The sequence below is a fragment of the Curtobacterium herbarum genome, assembly GCF_016907335.1.
Taxonomy (GTDB): Bacteria; Actinomycetota; Actinomycetes; order Actinomycetales; family Microbacteriaceae; genus Curtobacterium; species Curtobacterium herbarum.
In genome coordinates this window covers 3,032,932-3,057,136 of record NZ_JAFBBT010000001.1, presented here as the reverse complement: position 1 = coordinate 3,057,136, position 24,205 = coordinate 3,032,932, and the positions used below count along the sequence as shown (strand labels likewise).

Here is a 24,205-nt window from a genome sequence, read left to right as displayed (position 1 = left end):
CGCCGGCTGGCGTGCGGTCGCTACTCGACCAGGGGGCGTTCCTCCGTCCCGTCGAGCTGGGCGGTCACCCACGACAGGTGCCCGTCGTGGTCGTGGTCCAGGAGCGCGTCGCGCACCTCGGCCTCATCGGTGGAGAGCCGGTACGCGTCCCTGCGTCCGGACGGAGTCGACTGTGACATCTGATCGTCCTTCCCCTGCTGGTCGGGCTGCCCCTGCTGCGAGGGCGTGCCCTGCTGATCCGACTGGCCCGATCGCGCGGCCAGGCCGGGTTGGTCGGGCCAGTGTCGTCCTGCGTGCGCCGGTCCGCAAGACCCCGCCGTGGACCTGTGGAGAACCGAGGCTGCCTAGGATGGTCGGCGTCGCCGGGCAGGCTGCCCGCGGCTCCGACCGGGACGGGAGGCACGGCGTGACCACGCAGGGCACCGCACCTCCCACGGTCTACGACGTCGCCTCGGCCGCTGGGGTCTCGATCGCGACGGTCTCGCGGGTCCTCCGCACACCCGACGCCGTCCGCGAGGGCACCCGTGACCGCGTGCAGGCGGCGATCCGGTCTCTCGGCTACGTCCCCTCGGGGAACGCCCGGGCGCTGGCCGGCCGCCGGACCGGCGTGGTGGGTCTGCTGCTGCCGGGGTTCGACGTCGTGCCGGACGAACGGCCGGACGTCGTCACCGACGGTGGCGTCCGCATCGTCGACGACCGCCGACACCTGACCCAGCCGACGTCCTCGAACCTGTACTTCGACGAGGTCCTGCGCGGCGCCGAGACCGAGGCCTGGCAGCGCGGCCTCGCGCTCATGGTCGCGGCCGGCCGTGGTCCGTCGCGGGACGTCATCGTGAACGACGTCGCCGGCCGGGTCGACGGTCTGGCGGTCCTGGCGCAGACCGTGCCGGACGAGCTCCTCGAACACGTCGCCCGCCGCATCCCGGTGGTGGTGCTCGCCGACGACCGGCGCTCGCGCGGCTTCGACTCGATCAGCGTCGACAACGCCGCGGGCATGCGGACCCTCGCCGCGCACGTCATCGGTCGGCTCGGCATCCGGTCGATCGCCTACGTCGCCGGGCCGGTCGACTCCCCGGACGACCAGGAGCGCACCGCCGGGTTCAAGCGGGCGCTCGAGGACCACGGGCTCGCGCCGGCGGCGGTCCGCACCGTTCATGGTGACTTCGGCCGGGTGCGGGCCCGCGAGCTCGCCCGCACCCTGCTCGACGAGCGGGTGCCGCGGGCGATCGTCTGCTCGAACGACCAGTCGGCGCTCGGCGTGCTCGACGCGGTCCTGGCTCGGGGGCTCCGGGTGCCGGACGACGTCGTGGTGACCGGGTTCGACGGCATCGACGCCGGGCGCTACTCGGTGCCGCGTCTGACCACGGTGCACCAGCCGATGGGGGACCTGGGGCGGGCGGCGGTCCGGGCGATCGTCGACCGGCTGGACCGTCGGGAGGGGCCGCCGCGTGCGGTCCGGCTGCCGGTCGAGGTGCTCCTGCGTGAGAGCTGCCCGCCGTCGCTCTAGCTGTGATGTCCAGGGACGTTGTGTCGTCAGCCGGTCGTTGACGCGTTGATCGAAGAAGGCCTCCCGGTGGTGGAGTGGAGCTGTCTAAGGAACCGCTTCACCGACCAGGAGGCCTTCGTGTCCCACGCTAACGCTGCGCTGACCCCGCGTGCCCGTCTTCGCCTCGCGAAGCTGATCGTCGAGGGCAGTTGGCCCGCGACCATGGCGGCGAAACTGTTCATGGTGTCTCCAGTCACAGCCCGGAAATGGGCTGCCCGGTATCGAGCCGAGGGTGCTGCGGGAATGACGGATCGATCCAGCCGCCCGCACCGGATACCAGCGAAGACGCCGCCGGAACTGGTCAAGCAGATCGTGAAGGCGAGGTGGCGGCGCCGCCTCGGGCCGGTGCAGATCGGCGGTGAGCTGGGCCTGCCGGCGTCGACGGTGCATGCGGTCCTGGTGCGGTGCCGCATCAACCGGCTGTCACACATCGATCGGATCACCGGTGAGCCGATCCGCCGCTACGAACATGACAAGCCCGGTGCGATGATCCACGTGGACGTGACGAAGTTCGGCAACATCCCTGACGGTGGTGGCTGGCGGTTCGTTGGGCGGCAGCAGGGCGACCGGAACCGGGCAGCGACACCGGACAAACCACGATCAGCAACCAGAGGACCGTTGATCGGTCGGGCGTTCGTGCACACCGTCATCGACGACCACTCCCGCGTCGCCTACGCGGAGATCCACACCGACGAGAAAGCGATCACCGCGATCGGTGTCCTGCAACGAGCTGTTGCCTGGTTCACCGATCGCGGCGTCACGGTCGAGCGGGTGCTCTCCGACAACGGATCCGCCTACACGTCCCACGCCTGGGCCGACGCATGCTCCGTGCTCGGGATCACACCGAAGAAAACTCGCCCGTACCGGCCGCAGACGAACGGGAAGATCGAGCGGTTCCACCGCACCCTCGGCGAGGGCTGGGCATACGCCCGCTTCTACAGCTCAGAGACCGAACGCCGAGCGGCACTCCCCGGCTGGCTCCACTTCTACAATCACCACAGAACCCACTCCGCCATCGGAGCGCCACCCATCAGCAGACTCAACAACCTGCCTGGACACCACATCTAGCGTCGCCGACAGCCACGCCACCATGACTTGCGCACGGCGATGTAAGCGCATACATTGACCCTCGTACCCACTCGACACGGAGGTCGACCGAGCAATGACGCTTCCCCCACGGCGCACTCGCCGCGCTCGCCTCGCCGCTGCCCTCGCCGGCATCGCGGTCGTGGCCATCACGGCGACCGGCTGCAGCATCCAGGTCCGGTCCCAGCCGGACCCGAGCATCGGCAAGGACACGATGCTCATCAACGCGGACCACGGCAACCCGCTGTTCGACCGCAACTTCAACCCGTACATCACGAACGCCCGCACGGCATCGAAGTGGATGTACGAGCCCCTCATCGAGGTGAACCCCCTCGACGGCAAGCGGAACCCCTGGCTCGCCAGCTCGTGGGAGCAGCCGGACGCCCGCACGATCGACATGACGATCCGCCGGGGTGTCGAGTGGTCGAACGGTGACGCGTTCACCGCGAAGGACGTCGTCTTCACGTTCGACCTGCTGAAGAAGTTCCCGGCGATGGACGTCAAGGGTGCCTGGCAGCACATCGACACCATCGAGCAGCAGGGCGACCACGTCGTCTTCCACCTGAAGTCCGAGGACGTCCCGAGCCTGACGATCATCGGCCAGACGTACATCCTCGGCGAGCAGCACTGGGGGAAGGTCAAGGACCCGACGACGTGGCGGGACCCGAACCCGGTCGGCACCGGCCCGTTCGTCCTCGGCAACTACACCGACCAGCAGTACTCGATGGACAAGAACCGTCGGTACTGGCAGGCGGACAAGATCGCGATCAAGCACCTCATCCTGCCGGCGACGAACACGCAGCTCGACACCGTCACCCGCGGCTACGACTGGTCGTACTCGTTCATCTCCGACGTCAAGGGCACGTGGGGCGCCGCGTCCCGCACCAACACCTGGTGGTTCCCGCCGGGGGGCGTCATCGGTCTCATCCCGAACCTGACGAAGGCACCGTACGACGACGTCAACGTCCGCCGGGGCATCTCGCTCGCCCTCGACCGCGACGACATCGCCGAGACCGCCACCGAGGGCAACCTCACCGCCGCGGCCCAGACCGGCCTGATCCTGCCGAACCAAGAGCGGTACGCGAACCCGGACATCCCCGACAAGGGCATGGTGACGCAGGACGTCGCCGCTGCGAAGGCCGCGTTCGCGAAGTCCGGCTGGGTCGAGCAGGGCGGCAAGATCGTCAAGGACGGCAAGCAGCTCGCGATCACGATCACCACGGCGAACGGCTACGCGGACTGGCTCCGTGCCGCGCAGGAGGTCCGCCGCGACCTGACCGCCATCGGCGTCGCCGTGACCATCAAGGCACCGCAGCCCGCCGGCTACCAGCAGGCGATCAACAACGGCGACTTCGACATGGCGATGGGCGGCATGGGCAACGGCGACGTCTACCAGGCGTTCAACTCGCTGATGTCGACCGAGTTCTACCAGCCGGTCGGCAAGCCCACCGTGAACAACTACGAGCGGTACCGGGACCCGGCGACGCAACGCCTGCTCGACGAGTACAAGGCGACGACCGACACCGCGCGCCAGCAGCAGCTCCTCGACCAGCTGCAGACCATCGTCTACGAACAGCTGCCCGTGATCGGTATGTACCACGGCGGGCTCTGGGGCCTGTTCAACACCAGCAAGTTCGTCGGGTGGCCGAGCGCGAAGGACCCGTACATGGCCCCGCAGAACTACGACTCCGCGCCGCTGCTCATCTTCACCAAGCTCCGGCTGCGCGACAGCGCCGCGGGCCAGGCGATCCTCACGGCCGAAAGCGAGCAGAGCAAGTGAAGTACATCCTGCAGAAACTCCTGCTCTTCGTCCTGACGCTGTGGGCCGCGGTCACGCTGAACTTCGTGCTGCCGCGTCTCATGCCGGGCAGCCCGAGCGACGCGGCCCTGGCGAAGCTCAGCCAGAACGGCCCGGTCACCGACGCCACCCGCAAGGCCATCGAGGCGCAGCTCGGCGTCCCGACCGGCAACCTCTGGGACCAGTACGTCAGCTACCTGCACCAGGTCATCACCCTCGACTTCGGGACGAGCTACACGTTCTACCCGCAGCCCGTCGGCGACCTCGTCGGCAAGGCCCTGCCGTACACGCTGATCCTGGTGGGCGTGGTGACCATCCTGGCGTTCGTCCTCGGCACCCTGATCGGCATCGCTGCGGCCTGGAAGCGGGGGACCTGGCTCGACTCCCTCCCGACCCTGTCGGGGAGCTTCATGTCGACGTTCCCGTACTTCTGGACGGCCCTGCTCCTGCTGTTCTTCCTCGGCTACGTCCTGCACTGGTTCCCGACCACCGGCGCGTACTCGGCGACGACCACGCCCGGGCTGAACCTGGCGTTCACGACCGACGCGCTGCAGCACGCGGTCCTGCCGGCGGTCACGATCCTGGTGACGAGCCTCGGCGGCTGGATCATCGGCATGCGCAACGCGATGATCAACACGCTCGGCGACGACTACGTCACGTTCGCCGAGGCGAACGGCCTCCGCGGTCGTACCGTCGCGATCCGCTACGCCGCCCGCAACGCGATCCTGCCGAACCTGACCGGCTTCGGCCTGGCCCTCGGTGGTGTGGTCGGCGGCTCGGTGCTCGTCGAGCAGGTGTTCGGCTACCCGGGCATCGGCTACCTGCTGTTCAACGCCGTCATCGGGCAGGACTACCCGCTGATGCAGGCACTCTTCCTGATGATCACCGTGTCGGTGCTCATCGCCAACTTCATCGTGGACGTGCTGTACGGCGTCCTGGACCCGAGGACGCGCCGATGACCACGATCGCAGTACGCACGCAAGAACCCGAACAGCAGGCCCCGTCCAGGCTCCGGTCCGCCGGTCGCCAGTTCGGCGTCGTCTGGTCGAACACGAAGGCCCGGATCGGCATCGTCATCCTCGCCGTGTTCGTCCTCGTGGCGATCCTGGCTCCGCTCCTCGCCCCGTACGGCGCCAGCCAGAACGGCTTCGCCCGGTCCGCCGACGCGACACCTGACCACTGGATGGGCACCACCGCGGCCGGCGAGGACGTCCTGTCCCAGATCATCTACGGCGCCCGCATCTCGGTGATGGTCGGCGCGGTCGCGGGCATCCTGTCCACGCTCGTCGCCGTCGCGATCGGCCTCAGCTGGGGCTACGTCCGCGGCTGGATCGCCGAGGTCATCGGCTTCATCGTGAACCTGTTCCTGGTGATCCCGGGCCTGCCGCTCATGATCGTCATCGCGGCCTACCTGCAGAACGGCGGCATCGCGGTCATCATCGCGGTGATCGTCGTCACCGGCTGGGCCTGGGGTGCCCGCGTCCTGCGCAGCCAGACGCAGTCCCTCCGTGGTCGCGACTTCGTGACGGCCGCGCAGTTCTCCGGCGAGGGTGCCACCCGCATCGTCTTCCGCGAGATCCTGCCGAACATGACCAGCCTGATCGTCGGCAGCTTCTTCGGGGCCGCCACGAGCGCGATCCTGGCGGAGGCCGGCCTGGAGTTCCTGGGCCTCGGCGACTCCTCGATCGTCAGCTGGGGCACGATCCTCTACTGGGCGCAGAACTCCAACGCGCTGCTCACCGGCCAGTGGATCCTGCTGTTCGCCCCGGGTCTCTGCATCGCCCTCCTGGCGATGAGCCTGACCCTCATCAACTTCGGCGTCGACGCCGTGTCCAACCCGCGGCTGCGCGAGGGCGCGCGCCCGAAGCGCAAGGAGGCGACCGCATGAGCGGCTCACGTTCCGCACCCCAGGACGGACTGGAGGCGCGCACCGGCGCCGCCACGGTCCTCCCGTCCGACGGTCCCACCGGATCCGCGACCGACGTCCTGCTCGACGTCCGCGACCTGTCCGTCGTCTACGAGTCGTCGGGGCAGACCGCCGTCCAGGCGGTCGACCACGTGTCGTTCTCCCTGCGGAAGGGCGAGTTCGTCGGCCTGGTCGGCGAGTCCGGGTCCGGCAAGTCGACGCTCGGCTACGCGCTGACCCGGCTGCAGAAGCCGCCGGCGCGGACGAACGGCGGCAGCATCGTGTTCGCGGGGAAGGACATCCGCGACCTCGGCGACGAGGAGCTCCGGCAGCAGCGCCAGGGCGGCTTCGCGATGGTGCTGCAGTCGGGCATGAACGCGCTCAACCCCGTCCGGACGATCCGCAACCACTTCATCGACGTCTTCAAGGCCCACGGCCACGTGCCGCGCGAGCGGTGGGACAGCCGGATGCGGGAGCTCGTCGGCAAGGTGAAGCTGCCCGACTCGATGCTGGCGCGGTTCCCGGGCGAGCTGTCCGGCGGCATGCGGCAGCGCGTGTCGATCGCCCTGGCGCTGTCCCTCGAACCGCAGCTCATGGTGTTCGACGAGCCGACCACGGCGCTCGACGTCCTCGTGCAGCACGCGGTGATGGACACGATCATCGAGCTGCAGCGTGCCGAGGGCTTCACCGCGGTGCTCATCAGCCACGACCTCGGCATCGTGCTCGAGGCCACCGAGCGCGTCCTCGTGATGCACGAGGGCCGGATCGTCGAGGACGGCGGATCGCGCGAGATCCTGCGCGACCCGCAGGACGAGTACACGCAGATGCTGCTCTCGCACTACGCCGACCCGCGTGCGTCGGTCGTGTCGCTCCCCGGCTTCCCGGACCGCTCGCTCCGCGCCGAGGCCGGCGAGAAGCGACAGCAGGCGACCTCGTCGTTCAGCACGGTCGGCTCGCGGGAGCGCAGTGCCGCCCGCAACCCGATCGTCGTCGACCACCTCGTGAAGACGTACCCGGCGCCGCGTCGTGGCGAGGATCCAGTGCGGGCCGTCCGCGACGTGTCGTTCACCCTCGAGCCGGGGCAGTCCCTGGCGCTCGTCGGCCAGTCGGGCTCCGGCAAGTCGACCATCGCGAAGCTGCTCACCGGCGTCGAGAAGCCGAGCTCGGGCAGCGTCCGGTTCGGTGACCTCGACGTGGCGAAGCTCGGGCGCCGGGGCATGCGTGACCTGCGCTCCGAGGTGCAGATGGTGTTCCAGGACCCGTACTCGGCGCTCAACCCGTTGCACACGGTCGAGTACACGCTCACCCGTCCGGTCGTGAACTACACCGGGCTCCGCGGACGCGATGCCCGACGCCGTGTGCTCGAGCTCCTCGAGACCGTGGGCCTGACGCCCGTGGAGCAGTTCGCGCAGAAGCTCCCGCACCAGCTCTCCGGCGGGCAGCGGCAGCGCGTGGTGATCGCCCGGGCGCTCGCGAGCGATCCGCAGGTGATCATCGCCGACGAGCCGGTCTCGATGCTCGACGTGACGCTCCGTGCCGGGGTGCTCGCGCTCCTCGAGGACCTGCGCGAGCAGTGGGGCGTCTCGCTCCTCTACATCACGCACGACCTGTTGAGCGCCCGGCTCATCACCGACGACATCATGGTGCTCCACGACGGCGCCGTGGTGGAGCGCGGCCGGACCGCCGACGTGCTGCAGCACCCGCAGGACGACTACACGGTCGCGCTGCTGGACGCCGTGCCGAACCCCCGCAGGAGACTGTCGGCATGACGAACCTGCACGCGTTCCCCACCGTCCCGCCGTTCGGCCACCTGCCCACCCCCGAGGGCGTCGACGTCGTCGGCATCGACCTGCCCGTCGGCCGGCTCACGGCGTACCGCGTCGTCCCGTCGGGGCCGTCGAAGGGCACGGTCCTCGTCGTCCCCGGGTACACCGGCTCGAAGGAGGACTGGCGCACGTTCATGCCGCTCCTCCGGGACGCCGGCTGGACCGCGGTCGCGATCAGCCGTCGCGGCCAGGCCGACTCGGCGGCGCCGACCGAACCCCGGGACTACGCCTTGGAGGAAGAGGCCGCCGACGTCGTCCGGGTCGCCCGACTGCTCGACGACGGCGCTCCCGTGCACCTGGTCGGGCACTCGCTCGGTGGCGTGATCGTCCGCGCCGCCGCGATCCAGGACCCGACCGCGTTCCGTGACGTCGTGCAGTTCTGCTCCGGCCCGTACGGCTGGCCGTACCGCAAGGTCGCGGAGCTGACGATCATGCACGACACGGCGGGCAACAACCGCACGCTGTTCGACGCCACGAACCCGCTGTGGGCGTACCGCCCCGACGAGGAGCTCCCCGACGACGTCCGCATGGTCCGCGAGCGCTTCGACGCCACGAGCCCCCTGAGCATCGTCGCCGGCGGCCACATCCTCGAGGACCACACCGACAGCTCCGCCGAACTCCGCGCCACCGGGCTGCCCGTCCTCGTCACGCACGGGGAGTGGGACGGCGCCTGGCCGATCCCGTGGCAGCGGACCATGGCCGAGGACACCGGCGCCGAGTACGTCGTGATCCCGGAGAGCTGGCACGGCCCCCAGATCGAGAACCCGCAGGGGACCGTCGAGGTCTTCGACCGGTTCTTGAGCAAGCACTGACGCCAGCAAGCACTGACGCCAGCAAGCACTGACTCGTCCGCACACTGAAAGGCACCATCATCACTTCGCTGCACTTCCCCGACGGCTTCCTCTGGGGCGCCGCCACGGCCGCCCACCAGATCGAGGGCAACAACGTCAACAGCAACTGGTGGGTGCACGAGCACGAACCGGACACCACGATCGTCGAACCCTCCGGCGACGCGGCCGACAGCTACCACCGCTACCGCGAGGACATCCGGATCGCGGCCGACCTCGGGCTGAACTCCTACCGGTTCAGCATCGAGTGGTCCCGCATCGAGCCCGAGCGCGGGTTCGTCAGCCGCGCCGAGGTCGACCACTACCGCCGCATGGTCGAGGCCTGCCACGAGTTCGGCATCGAGCCGATCGTCACCCTCATGCACTTCACGGTGCCGCGCTGGTTCGAACGCGACGGCTTCTGGCGGGCACCCGACGCCGCCGACCTGTTCGCCCGCTACACCGAGGCCGCGCTCCCCGTCGTCCAGGACGGCGTCCGGTACGTGTGCACGATCAACGAGCCGAACATCGCGGCCATGCTCGCCGGTGGTGAGGACGCGGCGAACCTCGTCGCCTACGGCCTGCCGAACCCGGACCTGCAGGTCGCCGACGCCCTGCTGGCCAGCCACACGCGGTCGCGCGAGGTCCTGGGACAGGTGTCGGGCCTCCAGTCCGGGTGGACCATCGCGACCCAGGCGTTCAAGCCGACCGACCAGCCGGGCTCCGCCGAGATGCTCCGCGAGTACGGCTACCCGCGCGACGACTGGTACCTCGAGCAGTCCGCGGGCGACGACTTCGTCGGGGTCCAGGCCTACACGCGCACCTTCATCGGCACCGACGGCCCGCTGCCCGTCGCGGACGACGTCGAGACGACGCTCACCGGCTGGGAGTTCTACCCGGAGGCGGCGGCCGACGGCATCCGCAGCGCGTGGGAGCTGTCCGGCCACGTGCCGGTCATGGTCACCGAGAACGGCATCGCCACCGCCGATGACACCCGCCGGATCGCCTACACGCAGGGCGCGCTCGAGGGCATCCACCGCTGCATCGAGGACGGCATCGACGTCCTCGGCTACCAGCACTGGTCGCTGCTCGACAACTACGAGTGGGCCTCCGGTTTCCGGCCCACCTTCGGTCTCGTCGCGTGGGACCGCGAGACGTTCGAGCGCACGCCGAAGCCGTCGGCGCACTGGTACGGCTCGGTCGCGCGGGCGAACGCGCTCTGAGTCGCGGCGCTCCGGACGGGAGGCGCGCCCCACCACCGACACCCCGGTCACGTCGACGACGTGGCCGGGGTGTCGGCGTCTCAGCTGTCGGTGTCCCAGCTGTCAGCGTCTGGGCTGTCGTTGCCCGGGCTGTCCGAGTCCGGGCTGGCGGTGACCGGCGTGGCGGTGGCGGTGGTGGTGTCGCGTCGGTCGGGCTCGGGCGCGACGTCCCCCGGTACGTGGCGGACGCGTTCCGTCAGGAGGGTCGCCACGCGGACGGATCCGCGTTCGTGCGCCAGGTCGAGGGGTGTCCGTCCCTCGGCGTCCGGCAGGTCGGCCCACGCTCCGCGACTGAGGAGCAACTCGGCTGCGGCCGGCCGGTCGAACCACGCGGCGGCGTGCAGCGGTGCGAAGCCCCAGCGGGCGTCGATCTCGTCGACCCCGGCAGGCTCGCCGACGAAGCCGTCGAGCGCCATCGCCAGGCCGCCCACGTCGCCGTGCGCGGCGGCCCGCACCGCGGCGGATGCCCAGTCCGCCCAGCCGTCCGCCATCGGGCCGTGCCAGCCGTGGGCGGGTCGGGCCTCCAGGTCGCCCCAGGCGGACTCGTCGACGCTGCGGACCTCGACGGCAACGTCCTGGAAGACGACCGCGACCTCGCCGGTGGGGGAGACCAGCAGGCGCAGTTCCCACCCGTCCGGGCCGACGTGAGCGAGTTCGCCACGGAGCACGTGGACGTCGCCGGCCAGGAGGTCGAGTGCCGCGGTGTCCGGCGGATCGAGCGTCACGGCGTGGAAGCGCAGCGTGACGCGGGCGTGGTTCCACCGGCGCCACAGGCCCTCCGGGGTGTCGAGCACCTCGTCGTTGCGGACGACCACGACCACGCGCAGGGTCTCGCCGTCGAGCTCCCAGGACTCGAACCGTGCCTCGCCCCACTGCACTGCGGCGAGGGCGGCCACGGTCGGCGGCGCGTCGAGGACCAGCCGGCTGAGGTGGTCGCGGTACCCGTCGACGTCCTCGAGGGACACGAAGCCCACACTCGGCCAGCCCAGGTGACTCCATCGCACGGGCCGACCTTACCGGGCGGAGGCGCGGAGGGCGGACCTCCGCGGACGCATGACCCACCGGCGGAACCGGTCGGTCGGGATCTCGACGAGCACGCCCCCGACGCACCCGACCACGATGGCGACGGCCAATGCGATCGCCCGTCCGAGCACTCCGTCGATGCGGTGTTCGACCAGTGCGAGCACGACGAGGTGGGAGAGGTAGAGCGAGTACGACGCCCGCGCGCCGAACCAGGCGAGCGGTCGCACCGCCAGCAACCGTGCGGGCAGGGTGTCCGACGTGCCGAGGCCGGCGATGCAGGCGGCCGCGACGGCGCCTGCGAGCGGTATCGTCAGCAGGAGTGACAGCGGGTCGGACTTCCAGTCCGCGGGGAACAGCGCGGCGAGTACCGTCAACGCGGCCAGGCTGCACCAGGTCGTCAGACGACCGGCCTTGCCGCTCCACCGTCCGCTCCGCCGGAGCCGGTCGAGGACCAGTGCTGCCAGGCACCCCGAGGCCAGGGACGACATGCTGAGCGGCGGTGCGTAGTAGATGCTCGCCGGGCCGCTGTCCGGACTGGGCGTGAAGAACGGTGCGCAGCACAGCGGGCCGAGCACGACGATCGCGACGAGGATCCCGAGCAGCAGCCGACGACCGCGTCCGACGGGCAGGAGCAGTGCCGCGAGGACGGGCCAGAACACGTAGAACTGCTCCTCCGCGGACAGGCTCCACAGCGGGTCCAGGACTCCCTGGTGGACACCGAGGAATGCGCGGCCGATGTTCGTCGTCCACGTCAGCGCCAAGCCGGCCGCGAGCCAGAGGTCGCTCGTCGACCCGCCGTACCCGCCGACCCACGGCCAGAGGAGCGCGACGGCGACGACGAGCACGACGACGGGCGGTGCGATCCGGAGGGACCGGTTGAGGACGAACCGGCCCAGTCGCACCCGACCGCGGCGGTGGAGCTCGGCGAGCAGGAGGCTCGTGATCAGCGTGCCGGACAGCGCGTAGAACACCGGGAGCGCGAGGACCGCGCTCTGCAGCCCGGGAGCGCCCAGGTGGTACGCGGAGATCGAGATCGCGAGCACTGCTCGGAGTCCGTCGAGCGCCGCGATCCGCGCGGGGGCCCGACCGGTCGCGATGGGGATGTCCATCTCCCGAGCATCCCGCCCAGCGTCGTCGGGATCGCAGTTCTCCACATGTCGGATGCTACGTACGGGCGTAGTTGATCATCTGGTTGTTGTTGATACTCCGTATGTTAATATTCCACAATGCCCAGGTCTGACCGAGCGCACATGCGCATCACCGTCGTCACCCAGTACTACCCGCCGGAGATGCAGGGCTGGATCCCGGCGTCGGTCGCACGGGGCCTCGCCGCACGGGGTCACGACGTCCGAGTCGTGACGGCGTTCCCGAACTACCCCTTCGGTGCGGTGTTTCCCGGATGGAGCCAGCGGTTCGGACACGTCGAACACGACGGTGCGGTGACCGTCCACCGCGTCCCCATCGTCCCGGACCACTCCGACCGGGCGGGCCGTCGGATCGTGAACTGCCTGAGCTTCGCCGCCTCGTCGCTGGCCACGACCCGTGCCGTCCGCCGCTCGGACGTCGTGTACGTGCACAGCGCGCAGCCGACCGCGGCGATCGGGCCGATGCTCTGGAAGGCACTGTTCCGCACCCCGTACGTCCTGCACGTGCAGGACGTGTGGCCGGAGTCGGTCATCGGCTCCGGCTTCATCGCGAGCGAGCGCGGAGCCCGTCTGGCGCGGATCGTCCTCCTCGCTTGGCTCCGACGCCTGCACCGCGGCGCGGCACACGTGCTCGCCATCGCCCCGGGGGCCGCACGCCTCCTCGTCGAGCGCGGCAGCCACCCGGACCGAACCTCGACCGTCGTCAACTGGGCCGTGCACACGCCGTCCGCGGCAGAGCGTCCTGGCCGGGGCGACGACGGCACCACGACGATCGTGTACGCGGGGAACCTCGGACCGAACCAAGGCCTCGACGCGATCATCCGCGCCGCCGCACGGTGCTCGGACCTGCCCGGGCTCCGCTTCGAGTTCGTCGGGGACGGACTCGCCTGCGAGCGTCTGCGGGACCTCGCCGATGCGCTCGGGGCGACGAACACCACGTTCCGACCGCCGGTCAGCCGGGAGCGCATGCCGGCGGTGCACGCCGGCGCAGACTTCGAGATCGTCGCGTTGGCGGACGCCCCGATGTCCCCGATCACCATCCCGTCGAAGCTCCAGGACGCCCTCGCGAACGGCGTCCCGGTCATCGCGGTCGTCCCGGGCGACGCGGCGGACATCGTCCGCGGGGGTGACGCCGGCATGGTCGTGCCGCCCGGGGACGTCGACGCCATCGAAGCGGCGTTCCGCGCAGCGCACGCTGTGGACTCCGACGGCCGTGCACGCCTGTCCGCCAACGCACGCGCCGTCGTCGATCGCCACATGAACCCCCGTCTGGCGATCGACCGCATCGAGCAGGTCCTCCGGAAGGCCGCCGCATGATCGACAACGACGTCCCGAACCGCTGGGCGAGGCCGAAGCGCGTGTGCGACGTCGTCACGGCGGTCGTGCTCCTCGTCGTCTCGGCGCCCCTGATGCTCCTCGTCGCCGTCCTGATCCGGTGTGAGGGCTCCGGTCCGGTCCTCTACCGGCAGCTCCGACCCGGTCTGCACGGCGAGCCGTTCCAGATCGTCAAGTTCCGCTCGATGCGGCCCGACCCGGAGCTCGAGCGTCTCGGCACCGACGGCGACCACGTGCGGATCACCCGACTCGGACGCATCCTCCGTGCCAGCAGCGTCGACGAGCTCCCGAACCTCGTCAACGTCCTCCGGGGCGAGATGAGCATCATCGGCCCGCGACCGCTCCTGATGTCGTACCTCGACCTCTACTCCGCCCACCAGGCACGCCGCCACGAGGTCCGACCGGGCATGACCGGCCTCGCACAGGTCAACGGGCGGAACGACACCGACTGGACGACCCGGTTCGACCTCGACGTCGAGTACGTCGAACGGTGCTCCCTCCGGCTCGACGTCCAGATCCTCGTCGCCACCGTCTGGACCGTCGTGTCCCGGCGCGGGGTCTCCGCCCGCGGGCACGCCACGATGGTCACGTTCCGGGGCGACGACACCGAGTCCTTCGCGACGCGCTGACCCGGCGCGTCACCTCGGGACCCGCCGGCGCCGCCGGCGGGTCACCGCGGCAGCCGCCGGAGCGCCAGCTCGAAGACGTGCGGTTCCGGCGGTGCGGACCGCCACGCGTCGTAGCTGCTCGCTGCCCGGGCCGCGCGTCCGGCCAGCTCCTCGTCCGAGTACGACGCCCATCGGTCGATCGTCGCGGCCCAGGCGTCGTCGGCGACGACTTCGCCCCCACCGGCCTCGACGCGGGCCGACCACGGTGTCGTGTCGGACAGCAGTACCGGGCGACCGACGGCGAGCGCCTCGGCGATCGTGTGTCCGAAGTTCTCGCCGGCGGTCGCCGTCACCATGGCGTGCGCCGCCCTGACCGCGTCCACCGCGGCTGCGTGCGGTCGCACCCCCGTGAACTCGACCTGGACACGGGCGGGGAGCACGGCAGCGGCTGCCGCGCAGCGGCGACCGTACGCGACGTCGTCGACCGGGCCGAGGACCACGAGACGGACCGGACGTGAGACGTGGGCGAGCGCCTCGATCACCAGGTGCGTCCGCTTCTTCGGGCAGATCCGGCCGACGGTGACGAGTTCGAGGCGCTCGTGCGTCGGTGGCGGGGTCCGTTCCGCCCGGGCGGGCAGGGAGGTCTCGTTCTCTCGGACGACGATGTCCGCGCCGACTCCGACGGCCCGACGGACGTGCGACGCCTCGAGTTCGGTCGAGGCGTGCCACGTCACACCGTGGAACAGCCCCAGACGGCGCGCGAGCTCGAGGTACCGTCGCTTCTTCGCCGACTTCAGGGCGAGGGCCCCCGGGTCGAACTCGCCACGCGGTGCCACGAGCACCGGTCCGGCGGGGACGAGCTGGCACCGTCGCAGGAGCAGCGGCAGGACACCGAAGCGGGCATCGAACACGGTGTTGAGGTACGTGAGGTCGGGAGCCGGACGCGTCCGGATCGCGGACGCGAGGCGGAGGACACCGAGCGGGCCACGGGTGTCGAGGAACCGGACCTGCCGACCAGCCGTGGTGACGACGGCGTCGGGTACGTCCAACCGCGTGGTCGCACCGAGGTCCCGGTCCCGCGTCACGATCTCGAGCGTGATCCCCTCCGGTGCCGACCTGGCGAGGGCGTCCAGTGTCCGGATCGGGCCGCCGCCGGCCACCGCCGGCGGGAAGTACGGGGCGAGGATGCGGACCCGTGTCATCGGGTTCCCCCGGTCCGCGCGCCGGAGTCGATCGCTTCGGCGACGAGGTCACGCCAGGCCTGCTCGGCGACCTCGTCAGCGTAGGTCGCCTCCACGTGGAGCCGGGCTCGGCGACCACGTGCGTCGGCACGCGCCGCGTCGTGGACGCCCTCGGCCAGGGCCGCCGCGAATTGCCGGACCAGGTCCACCCCGAACGGCACCAGGGTGCCGACGTCCGAGGGGACCGCCTCGGTCGCTCCGCGGGTCGCGGTCGTGACCACCGGGAGACCGGAGGCCATCGCCTCCAGGAACACGAAGCCGAGCCCTTCCTCCTGCGAGGCGAGGGCGAAGAGCGAACTCGTCCGCAGCATCGCGGCGAGCGCGTCGTCCGACGGTGACTCGACGACCTGTACGACGTCGTGCAGACCGAGCTCCGTGATGAGGGCGACGTCCGGCTCGGGGAGGGTGTGCCGGCCGGCGAGGACGAGGCGATGGCGGACACCGTGGTCACGGCGGGCCGTGGCGTAGGCGCGGAGGAGGGTCTGGACGTCCTTCCGCGGGTCGTTCAGGCGGCTCACCATGATGATCGGCCCCTCCGCGGCACGACGGGTCGACGGTCGGAACCGGTGGGTGTCCACGCCGGCCGGGACCACGCCCACGGGGCCTCCCGCGAGCGGACGGAGCCGGTCCGCCATCGTGCCGTTGAGCGTCACGACGGTCGGTGCCGCGGCGAGCGCGCGGCGGTCCGTCCGTGCCGTCGCGATGGTCGCCTGGCGCAGGAGCGCCCCACGCCACCCGGAGGACGCCGAGAGACGTGCCGCTCGTTCCTCTTCCACGAGGCTCGCGACGCTCAGTACCCACGGCGTCCGCACGTCCCGCATCACGGCGCCGATGGCCGGCGTGCCCGCGATGACGACGGCCGCGTCGCAGTCGTCCACGAGCGCGGTCAGGGCGCGGCGCGGGCGGTAGCGGTTCGTCTCCACCTCGGGCAGGACGGTCCCGACGTCCCAGGTCTCCCGCTCGGCTCCGGCCCGCCGTCGCACGACGGCGCCGCGGAACAGGGAGGACGGCCGGAGCGGGGTCGCGTGCTCGGCAGCGCGGTGGTACATCCGGGGGACGACGAAGCGGACGTGCCACCGGTCGGCCGCAGCCAGGTGTGGACCGTCGAACGCGCGGGCGACGAAGTCCGCCTCCGCCGACAGGCCTCCGCCTCGAGCTTCGGGTGTGCGGTACTCGGGGACGATGATCGCGAGGGTGCGCATCGGTTCCTCCATCATCAGGTCGCCACATCGGGGAGCACCCGGTGGCTGGGGGTCGGACGGGACATGGTCGCGAGGCTCACCCACCACGCAGTCGCACTGAGCATCGTGACGACCGCCGCCGCGGCCACGACGGCGTCGAGGCCGGACAGCGCTGCGAGGACCACGACCGGGATCCGGACCACTGCGGACCCGGACCGGACGGCGACGATCCGACCACCGCGGCCCAGCGCTCGGTGCGCGGACTCCGGCACCGCAGCGACGAGCTGGAACAACAACTCCAGCGCGGTCAGCGGGAGGATCGGTGCGACGAGTCGCCAGGTGTCACCGAGCAGAGCGCGGCCGATCGGGTCGGGGATGAACGAGAGGGCGGTGAGCGCCGGCAGCGCGAGCGCGGTCATCAGCGCGGTGTCCACCACGAGGCCGCGGACGCCGCCGGTCGATTCGAGGTGCCGGAGCGTGCGGGGGATGAGCACGGCCCGCGCGGCGGACAACCCCACGGTCACCGGGCCGGCGAGCGTGCCAGCGCCACGCAGCGCTGCTGCGATCGAGAGCCCACCGATGGCGGTCGCGATCCACGTCACGAGTTGGACGACACCGCTCCCGATCAGTGTGTCCGACGCGAACGCCACGGAACGCTCCCCGGGCACCGGGGTCCGTGACCACACGGGCACGAGGTCGGAACCGGTCCGCGCCGCGGCGACGTAGCCGAGCACGGCGCCGCTGCCGGCCCAGAGCGCGAAGGCGACGCTCCCGCCCCAGGCGCCCGCGAGCGTGCCGAGGAACGCCACGGCGCTCGCCGCGGCCCAGGTCGCCTCGAGGACGACGGCCGTGCGGGCGGACCCGATGGCGACGAGCACGGCGCGGACACACTCACGGACCGTGAGGCCGTGGGCAGCGACGGCGGCGATGAGCAGGTCCTCGGACACCGTCGTGGTGCCGACGCCCAGGAGCACGACGGCACCGGACACACCGATCAGTGACGCACGTCCCAGGGACCTCGTGCCGGAGGGGGTCCTCCCCGCATCGGCGACGAGCGGATCGGTGACGGCCGACCGGGCCAGTGCCGTGACGAGGAGCAGCGCCGAGGTCGCGATCCCGTACTTCCCCGTGTCGACCGTGCTCGACGTCCGCGCGACGGCGACGGCGACGAGGAGACCGGAGAGGCTCGCGAGCGCGCTGACGGCGAGTGCAGCCGCTGCTCGTCCACCCGCCGACCGACGGACGGTCACGACGCCGCCGCCACGACGTCGGTGCGCTCTGAGGACGGTCGTCCGACGTCTCGCGGGACCGGCGGTTCCGACCGCCGCGCCCAGAGGTGCAGGACCAGGAACACCGGGAGGGTGGTGACCAGGGTCTGCAACAGCGCGATGGTCGTGTCCGGGGGTGTGCTGAACCACGCGAGGGGTCCCCCGAGCATGAGCGTCAGGAGGACCACGGCGTACGGCCGTCTCGCGATCGCACGCCACGGTCGCAGCGCCATCACGGCCGCGGCGCAAGCGGCGTAGAGCAGGACCACCGTGAAGGTGCCCCAGAAGAACCAGGCGGTCGCGACCGGGAGGAACGTGTACGCGGAGAAGTCCACTCCGCCGAGGTACTCGTTGATCAGGTTGCCGGACGAGACGCCGGCGCGGCCGGGGTCGAGGACCCGCGGTACCAGTCCGTACCGCAGGCTGTCCCACAGGCCGGGCTGGCCGAGGTCGTGACCGGGGCCGTACTGCGCGGCTCGGACGATCTGCTCGTCGAACCGGAGGCGGTCGGACGCCGAGACGTCTGCGTCCACGTCGATGCCGTGCGCGGTCCGCAGCTGGTTCCGCACGGCGTACACGGTCGGCCAGAGCACCGCGAGGACCCCGATCCCGCCCGCGATCCAGGCCCGGGGCACCAGGTTCGTGAGGAACGCGAGCACGACCAGCAGGACGAGGAAGCTCACGGCCCGTGCCGTGATGGTCAGGATCGACGCCACGGCGATCTGCGCGAGGAGGAGGACTCCGATCCACCGGAGGACCGCCACCTGGCTGAGTCCTCCGAGGAACCGCGCCGCGACGAGCAGCGCGAGGGCGACCTGGGCCCAGGAGGCGAACGGCGTGAGGATGCTCGCGGCGCCGGACGGCAGGACCGCGTCGACCTGGGAGCGGAGCGTGCTGGCACCGAGCAGGGCACTCGTCAGGTTCGCCACCACGGAGATGATCGTCACCGTGCGCGCGACGGTCGCCACTCGTTGCGGCTCCCAGCGCGTGGACGGATCCGGTGTCGACGCCGTCGGGGCGACCCGGCCGGATCGACGCTCGGCGGCGATGACGAGGGCGACCGAGGCCTCGACGACGAGGGTGCCGGCAACGGCGATCCCCCACATCTGGACGATGAAGTCCGTGCCGGGGTTGTCGTTCCAGATCGCCAGGGGCAGGAACACGAGGACGTGCGGCACGGAGATGACGAGCGTCGTCGGGAAGCGCAGCGCGACACGGAGACCGAGGGATCGCGTCGCGTTCACTGCCGTCGCCGGATCCCGGCGTTCGCGTGGTGCGCGTGCGCCGTTCCGAGGATGAAGGCGACCACGCGCCGGGCGGTGTCCGGTACCGAGTACTCGACCGGGCCTCCCGATCGAGGGGTGCTGACGCCCGCGCGTACGAACCGCACCGCCTCCGTCACGGAGGAGGGCGTCACGCCGGCGGTGACCATCGCGCCCGAGTCGAGGGCCTCGGGGCGCTCGATGCGGTCTCGGAGGGTGACCGCCGGGAACCCGAGCATGACGGACTCCTCACTGATCGTGCCGGAGTCGGAGAGCACCACGAACGCCGAGCGCTGCAGCGCGTTGTAGTCGTGGAAGCCGAACGGCTCGTGGAACACGAGACGGGGGTGGCGGGCGACCTCGACCTCCGCGAGCGCGCGACGGGTCCGCGGATGCGTGGAGACGAGCACCGGAAGGTCGTGCTCGTCGCCCACGGCCTGGACCGCCGCGAGCAGCGCGGTGAGACGCTCGGGGTCGTCGACGTTCTCCTCGCGGTGGGCGCTGACCAGGACGTAGCCGTCCGGTCGCAACGACAACCGGTCGAGGACGTCGCTCGCGTCGATCCGGGCACGGTGCGCAGCGAGGACCTCGCACAGCGGCGAGCCGGTGAGGACGATGCGCGACGGGTGGATGCCCTCCGACAGCAGGTTCCGGCGTGCGTGCTCGGTGTACACGAGGGCGTAGTCGGCGACGTGGTCGACCATCCGGCGGTTGGTCTCCTCCGGCACGTTCTCGTCGAACGACCGGTTGCCGGCCTCCATGTGGAAGACGGGGATGCGCATGCGCTTCGCCATCAGCGCCGCGATGGCGCTGTTCGTGTCGCCGAGGACCAGCACGGCGTCGGGACGCTCGAGGCGCAGGACCCGCTCGGTCTCGCGGAGGACGTCCCCGAGCACCGCGCCGAGCGACGACGTGTCGATGGACAGGCGGTGGTCCGGCAGACGGAGGCCGAGCTCGTCGAAGAAGACGTCGCTCAGCTGCCGGTCGTGGTTCTGCCCGGTGTGCACGAGGACGTGGTCGCACGTGGCTTCGAGCAGGTGGATGACCTGGGACAGTCGGATGATCTCGGGGCGGGTCCCGACGACGGTGAGCACCTTCGTGCGGTGCGGCTTCGGCTGCGTGGTCATGCTGGTTCCTGGTGGGTGTCGGGTCGGGCGGGGTCGAAGAGCTCGTCGGCCCAGAACACGGTGACGAGGGGGACGTCACCGGTGTTCCTGACGGAGTGGGCCCAGAGGGTCGGCATGTCGACGGCGACCGGTTCGTCGCCGGTCACGCGGATCACCTGGCGCTCGTCCGTGAGCACGCGGCGGAGGACGATCTGCGCCTCGCCCTGGACGACGACGAAGCGCTCGACCTTGCGGCGGTGGAAGTGGTCGCCGCGGGTGGCTCCGGGCACGGTTGTGGACATCGAGGTCTGTCCTGCGCTGCCGTGTGCGCGGACGAGTTCGGTGAAGGAGCCGCGTCCGTCGACGGCCGGACCGAGCCGGTGGACCGGGTCGAGGGCGAAGGCGTACGAGCGGTACGTGTTGAAGAGGTCACGCTCGAAGGCGTTGTGGAGGACCGGGAACTCACCACGTCGGTACGGGGTCGCGAGCGCGCCGATCCGGTCGGCGAGCTCGGGGATCGCCAGCGTGGTGCCGCGGCGTCGGAGCTCGGCCTGGTCGATCATGCCCGCGAGCGCCTCGCCCACGTCCTGCGCGTGGACGAAGGTCCGGACGTCGGTCGAGTCCACCTGCGGCTGCTCGCCCCGGGCGATGCGGTGGCAGAAGGTCAGCGCGACACCGTTGTGGTACGGCGTCCCGTGCTCACCGAAGACGTTGTCGATGACGACGTCGACGTAGTCGGCACCCCACCGTGTCGCCGCCGCGGCCAGGACCTCTCCGGCTCGGGCCTTGCCCTCCGTGTACGGGGTCGTCCCGCTCATGCCGGTGTTCGCGTAGACGACACGGCGGGGTCGCGCCCCGGCGCGTTCGAGCGCAGCGACGAACCGTCGGGCGAGCTCGGTGTTGCCGTCACGGACGTCCTGCTCGGGACCGCGGGAGATGCCGGCGACGTGGATCGCGGTCTCGATCGGGGTCCCGTCCGCTCCCGCGCCGTCGACCACCGGGACCGTCGCGCGGAGGTCGACGTCGCGCCAGGACCGCCCGTGCGCGTGCAGCACCGTTCGGAGGTGCCACCCGACCAGGCCGCCCCGACCGCTGATCGCGATCACGCGGCCACCCCGACCACGTGCCGTCCGGCGGAGGCCAGTTCGGCACGGATCTCCGGCAGTGAGAGCATGAGCTGCTCGACACCGCACACGTCGAGGCGTTCGACCGAGTGCGAGTCGTACGCGAGACGCTCCGTCTGCATGAGGTCGCCCTCGTCGACGTAGGCGGAGTAGTTGAGGTCCCGGACGTCCGCGGGGATGCGGAAGTAGTCGCCCATGTCCTCGGCGCGGGAGAGCTCTTCACGACTCGCGAGTGCCTCGGAGAGCTTCTCGGCGTGCCGCGTCCCGATCACCCGGAACGGGTCTCCGTCGACCCCGAACAGGTTGGCCAGGGCGCGTGCGAGATCGCCGATCGTGCACGATGCGGCCTTCTTCACGAACAGGTCGCCCTGGTTCGCGTGGACGAAGGCGTGCTCGACCAGGTCGACGCTGTCGTCGAGCGACATCATGAACCGGGTCATCTCCGGGTTCGTGATGGTGAGCTGCTGTCCCCGCCGGATCTGGTCCACGAAGAGCGGGATGACCGAGCCCCGCGAGTACATGACGTTGCCGTACCGCACGCACGAGACGGTCGTCTCGGCGTCGTGGTTGTTGAGCCCGTACGACAGCGCCACCTTCTCCATGAGCGCCTTGCTGATGCCCATCGCGTTGACCGGGTACACGGCCTTGTCCGTGCTCAGGCAGACGACCGAACGGACACCGGCGTTGACCGCCTCGGCGACCACGTTCTGGCTGCCCAGTACGTTCGTCCGGACCGCCTCGAGCGGGAAGAACTCGCACGACGGCACCTGCTTCAGCGCGGCCGCGTGGAAGACGTGGTCCACACCGCGCATCGCGCGACCGACGCTCTCCGGCTCGCGGACGTCGCCCAGGTAGAAACGGGCGCGGGGGTCGTTCAGCTCGTTCCGGAGCTGGTCCTGCTTCGCCTCGTCTCGGCTGAGGATCCTGACCTCGCCGACGCCGCGGGCGAGCAGGCGTCTGGTGACGGTCTTGCCGAAGGAGCCCGTGCCGCCGGTCACGAGGACGCGGGAGCCGATGAGGGAATCGGTGCTGATGGTCATGGTGGTGGTCCTGTCTCGACTGGGTGGTGGTGTCGGCGCTGGGCGGGTCGCTGGTCGCGTGTTCCGCCGGGAGGCGCCGGGCGGGCCGTGCCTGCTGGTACTGCCCGTGGGTGGCTAGGACTGGCGTCAGTCCGCGACGCGGACGCCCCGGACGGGGTGCAGGTCGTCCTTCGTGAGCTCGGGAGCGTCGCCGTGGTACGAGTAGCCGTACTGCTGGGACGGCGTCTTCACCATGCTGATGGCGATACCGAGCGTGTGGGCGTTCGCGCGCTCGAGGATCGCCAGGGCGTCGCGGAGCTCGTTGGTCCGGGACTTGGCCGCCGCGGTGACCACGATCGCGCCGGCGGTCGACGTCGCGAGGATCGCAGCGTCGGTCACGGGGAGCAAGGGCGGGGTGTCGACGATCACGTAGTCGTTGTCCGCAGCGAGCTCGGCGAGGATCTCCGCCATCCCGGTCGACGCGAGGAGGTCCGCCGGGTTCGGCGGGATCGGACCCGACAGCAGGACCCGGCCGGTGTCTCCCCAGGGCTGGAGGACGTCGTCGAGCTCGGCCCGGCCGATCAGCACGTCGGTCAGCCCCGCGTGGTCGTCGAGGTCGAGCCGTGCCCCGACCGCTGGGCGTCGGAGGTCACAGTCGACGATCGCGACGCGGGCGCCACCCTCCATGAGTGCTGCTGCCAGGTTGACCGCAGTGGTCGTCTTGCCCTCGTTCGCGTTGGCCGAGGTGATGACGAACACGCGGCCCGTCCCCGTGCTGCCCAGGAATCGCAGGTTCGTCCGGAGTGCCCGGAACGACTCGGCGAAGGCGCTGCGCAGGTTGCCCTGGATGAACACCGGAGCGCGTTCCAGGTCCTTCGACCTCGGCACGGTCCCGAGCACCGGTCGGTCGGTGACGGACTCGACCTCGGCACGACCGCGGATCCGGGTGTCGAGGAGATCGCGGAGCAGGGCACCGAGGACGCCCACGGCAGCACCACCGGCGATCCCGAGCAGCAGGGTCCGTGAGATCTGGGGGGACGCTCGGTCTTCGGGCGGGAGGGCCGGCTGGACCGTGCTGATGGACACCGGGTTCGTCCCGCCGGCTCCGGCCTGTTCGAGGTCGTCGGCCACGAGCGTGGTGAAGCTCGCGCTGATCGCGTTCGCGGTGGCCGCGGCTCGCTTCGCCGAGGTGTCGTTCACCGTGAGGGTGAGCAACACGGTGTCGTTGGGGGAAGCAGCGCGGACACGGCGGGCGAGGTCCTGCGCCGAGGTGTCGAGATCGAGCTCGTCGATGGCCGGCTGGAGGACGCGGGGCGTGGTGATGATGTCGACGTAGGAGCGCACACGCTGCTCGGCCGCGTTGCCCCCCTGCACGAGGTCTGTCGCCGAGCCGGTCTCGGACGACGCCACGGTCACGTACAAGCGAGCGGTCGCATCGTACGTCGGGGTCGAGAGCACGAGTGCGGCGCATCCGGCGGTCGTGCCGAGGACGAGCCCGGCGACGGCGATCGGCCAGCGGCGCCGGAGCGAGTGGAGGAGGTCGGGGAGGTCCATGTGCATCCTGTCTGCATCGGTTCGTCCTGCATAGCATGTGACATGCAAAACTGAAATTCTGGCAGAGAAAGAGCCGGCCGAGCATGCT

21 protein-coding genes are annotated in these 24,205 nt (G+C 70.9%); 10 read left to right on the top strand and 11 right to left on the bottom strand.

Annotation, left to right across the window (positions count from 1 at the left end; all coding sequences use genetic code 11):
* Nucleotides 1-20: 20 nt before the first annotated feature.
* Nucleotides 21-179: a hypothetical protein gene (locus tag JOD51_RS14520; protein ID WP_204609711.1), complete on the bottom strand. Its 159-nt coding sequence runs from the start codon at nt 177-179 to the stop codon at nt 21-23.
* A gap of 170 nt (nt 180-349) precedes the next feature.
* On the opposite strand from JOD51_RS14520, the gene JOD51_RS14515 reads away from it, so the two are divergent.
* From JOD51_RS14515 to JOD51_RS14480, 8 genes are all read left to right on the top strand, one after another.
* Nucleotides 350-1,507 carry a LacI family DNA-binding transcriptional regulator gene (locus tag JOD51_RS14515; protein WP_204609709.1) on the top strand — a complete coding sequence of 386 codons (1,158 nt, stop codon included), beginning with the start codon at nt 350-352 and terminating at the stop codon, nt 1,505-1,507.
* 117 nt (nt 1,508-1,624) lie between these two features.
* The gene (locus JOD51_RS14510; RefSeq protein WP_204611265.1) at nt 1,625-2,614 is read left to right on the top strand and encodes an IS481 family transposase; all 990 of its coding nucleotides are present in this window, start codon (nt 1,625-1,627) and stop codon (nt 2,612-2,614) included.
* Between the two features lie 94 nt (nt 2,615-2,708).
* Nucleotides 2,709-4,412 (top strand): ABC transporter substrate-binding protein, encoded by a 1,704-nt coding sequence (locus JOD51_RS14505; RefSeq protein ID WP_239539888.1) that lies wholly within the window; start codon nt 2,709-2,711, stop codon nt 4,410-4,412.
* Complete coding sequence (locus JOD51_RS14500; RefSeq protein WP_204609707.1) at nt 4,409-5,389, top strand: ABC transporter permease; 981 nt, start codon at nt 4,409-4,411, stop codon at nt 5,387-5,389. The genes JOD51_RS14505 and JOD51_RS14500 overlap by 4 nt, the downstream gene beginning before the upstream one ends.
* Entirely contained in the window at nt 5,386-6,318 is a 933-nt protein-coding gene (locus tag JOD51_RS14495; RefSeq protein WP_204609705.1) for an ABC transporter permease, read from the top strand. The genes JOD51_RS14500 and JOD51_RS14495 overlap by 4 nt, the downstream gene beginning before the upstream one ends.
* The gene (locus tag JOD51_RS14490) at nt 6,315-8,105 is read left to right on the top strand and encodes an ABC transporter ATP-binding protein (protein ID WP_239539887.1); all 1,791 of its coding nucleotides are present in this window, start codon (nt 6,315-6,317) and stop codon (nt 8,103-8,105) included. Before JOD51_RS14495 ends, JOD51_RS14490 begins: the two co-directional genes overlap by 4 nt.
* The gene (locus tag JOD51_RS14485) at nt 8,102-8,974 is read left to right on the top strand and encodes an alpha/beta fold hydrolase (protein ID WP_204609703.1); all 873 of its coding nucleotides are present in this window, start codon (nt 8,102-8,104) and stop codon (nt 8,972-8,974) included. Before JOD51_RS14490 ends, JOD51_RS14485 begins: the two co-directional genes overlap by 4 nt.
* A gap of 68 nt (nt 8,975-9,042) precedes the next feature.
* Nucleotides 9,043-10,212, top strand: coding sequence for a glycoside hydrolase family 1 protein (locus JOD51_RS14480; protein WP_204611259.1), 1,170 nt, complete (start codon nt 9,043-9,045; stop codon nt 10,210-10,212).
* 80 nt (nt 10,213-10,292) lie between these two features.
* Here JOD51_RS14480 and JOD51_RS14475 read toward each other — a convergent pair whose 3' ends face one another.
* Nucleotides 10,293-11,255 carry an ankyrin repeat domain-containing protein gene (locus JOD51_RS14475; RefSeq protein WP_204609701.1) on the bottom strand — a complete coding sequence of 321 codons (963 nt, stop codon included), beginning with the start codon at nt 11,253-11,255 and terminating at the stop codon, nt 10,293-10,295.
* Between the two features lie 9 nt (nt 11,256-11,264).
* On the bottom strand, nt 11,265-12,383 hold the full coding sequence (locus JOD51_RS14470; protein ID WP_204609699.1) for an acyltransferase family protein: 1,119 nt from the start codon (nt 12,381-12,383) through the stop codon (nt 11,265-11,267).
* A 117-nt stretch (nt 12,384-12,500) separates the two neighbouring features.
* Between JOD51_RS14470 and JOD51_RS14465 the strand changes: the two genes are divergently transcribed.
* Together JOD51_RS14465 and JOD51_RS14460 are read left to right on the top strand one after the other, a co-directional pair.
* On the top strand, nt 12,501-13,736 hold the full coding sequence (locus JOD51_RS14465) for a glycosyltransferase family 4 protein (protein ID WP_204609697.1): 1,236 nt from the start codon (nt 12,501-12,503) through the stop codon (nt 13,734-13,736).
* On the top strand, nt 13,733-14,383 hold the full coding sequence (locus JOD51_RS14460; RefSeq protein ID WP_204609695.1) for a sugar transferase: 651 nt from the start codon (nt 13,733-13,735) through the stop codon (nt 14,381-14,383). Before JOD51_RS14465 ends, JOD51_RS14460 begins: the two co-directional genes overlap by 4 nt.
* A 41-nt stretch (nt 14,384-14,424) precedes the next feature.
* On the opposite strand, the gene JOD51_RS14455 is transcribed toward JOD51_RS14460, so the two are convergent.
* The 8 genes from JOD51_RS14455 to JOD51_RS14420 all read right to left on the bottom strand — a co-directional run bounded on the left by JOD51_RS14455 (nt 14,425) and on the right by JOD51_RS14420 (nt 24,117).
* Nucleotides 14,425-15,564, bottom strand: coding sequence for a glycosyltransferase (locus tag JOD51_RS14455; RefSeq protein ID WP_204609693.1), 1,140 nt, complete (start codon nt 15,562-15,564; stop codon nt 14,425-14,427).
* The gene (locus JOD51_RS14450; protein ID WP_204609691.1) at nt 15,561-16,805 is read right to left on the bottom strand and encodes a glycosyltransferase family 4 protein; all 1,245 of its coding nucleotides are present in this window, start codon (nt 16,803-16,805) and stop codon (nt 15,561-15,563) included. The genes JOD51_RS14455 and JOD51_RS14450 overlap by 4 nt, the downstream gene beginning before the upstream one ends.
* 14 nt (nt 16,806-16,819) lie before the next feature.
* Entirely contained in the window at nt 16,820-18,034 is a 1,215-nt protein-coding gene (locus JOD51_RS14445) for an MATE family efflux transporter (RefSeq protein WP_204609689.1), read from the bottom strand.
* Nucleotides 18,031-19,296 carry a hypothetical protein gene (locus JOD51_RS14440; protein ID WP_204609687.1) on the bottom strand — a complete coding sequence of 422 codons (1,266 nt, stop codon included), beginning with the start codon at nt 19,294-19,296 and terminating at the stop codon, nt 18,031-18,033. Before JOD51_RS14440 ends, JOD51_RS14445 begins: the two co-directional genes overlap by 4 nt.
* Entirely contained in the window at nt 19,293-20,441 is a 1,149-nt protein-coding gene (gene wecB, locus JOD51_RS14435; protein WP_204609685.1) for a non-hydrolyzing UDP-N-acetylglucosamine 2-epimerase, read from the bottom strand. The genes JOD51_RS14440 and wecB overlap by 4 nt, the downstream gene beginning before the upstream one ends.
* Entirely contained in the window at nt 20,438-21,526 is a 1,089-nt protein-coding gene (locus tag JOD51_RS14430) for a polysaccharide biosynthesis C-terminal domain-containing protein (RefSeq protein WP_204609682.1), read from the bottom strand. Before JOD51_RS14430 ends, wecB begins: the two co-directional genes overlap by 4 nt.
* Nucleotides 21,523-22,584: a polysaccharide biosynthesis protein gene (locus JOD51_RS14425; protein ID WP_204609680.1), complete on the bottom strand. Its 1,062-nt coding sequence runs from the start codon at nt 22,582-22,584 to the stop codon at nt 21,523-21,525. Before JOD51_RS14425 ends, JOD51_RS14430 begins: the two co-directional genes overlap by 4 nt.
* 126 nt (nt 22,585-22,710) lie before the next feature.
* Complete coding sequence (locus JOD51_RS14420) at nt 22,711-24,117, bottom strand: tyrosine-protein kinase domain-containing protein (RefSeq protein WP_204609678.1); 1,407 nt, start codon at nt 24,115-24,117, stop codon at nt 22,711-22,713.
* Nucleotides 24,118-24,205 lie beyond the last annotated feature (88 nt).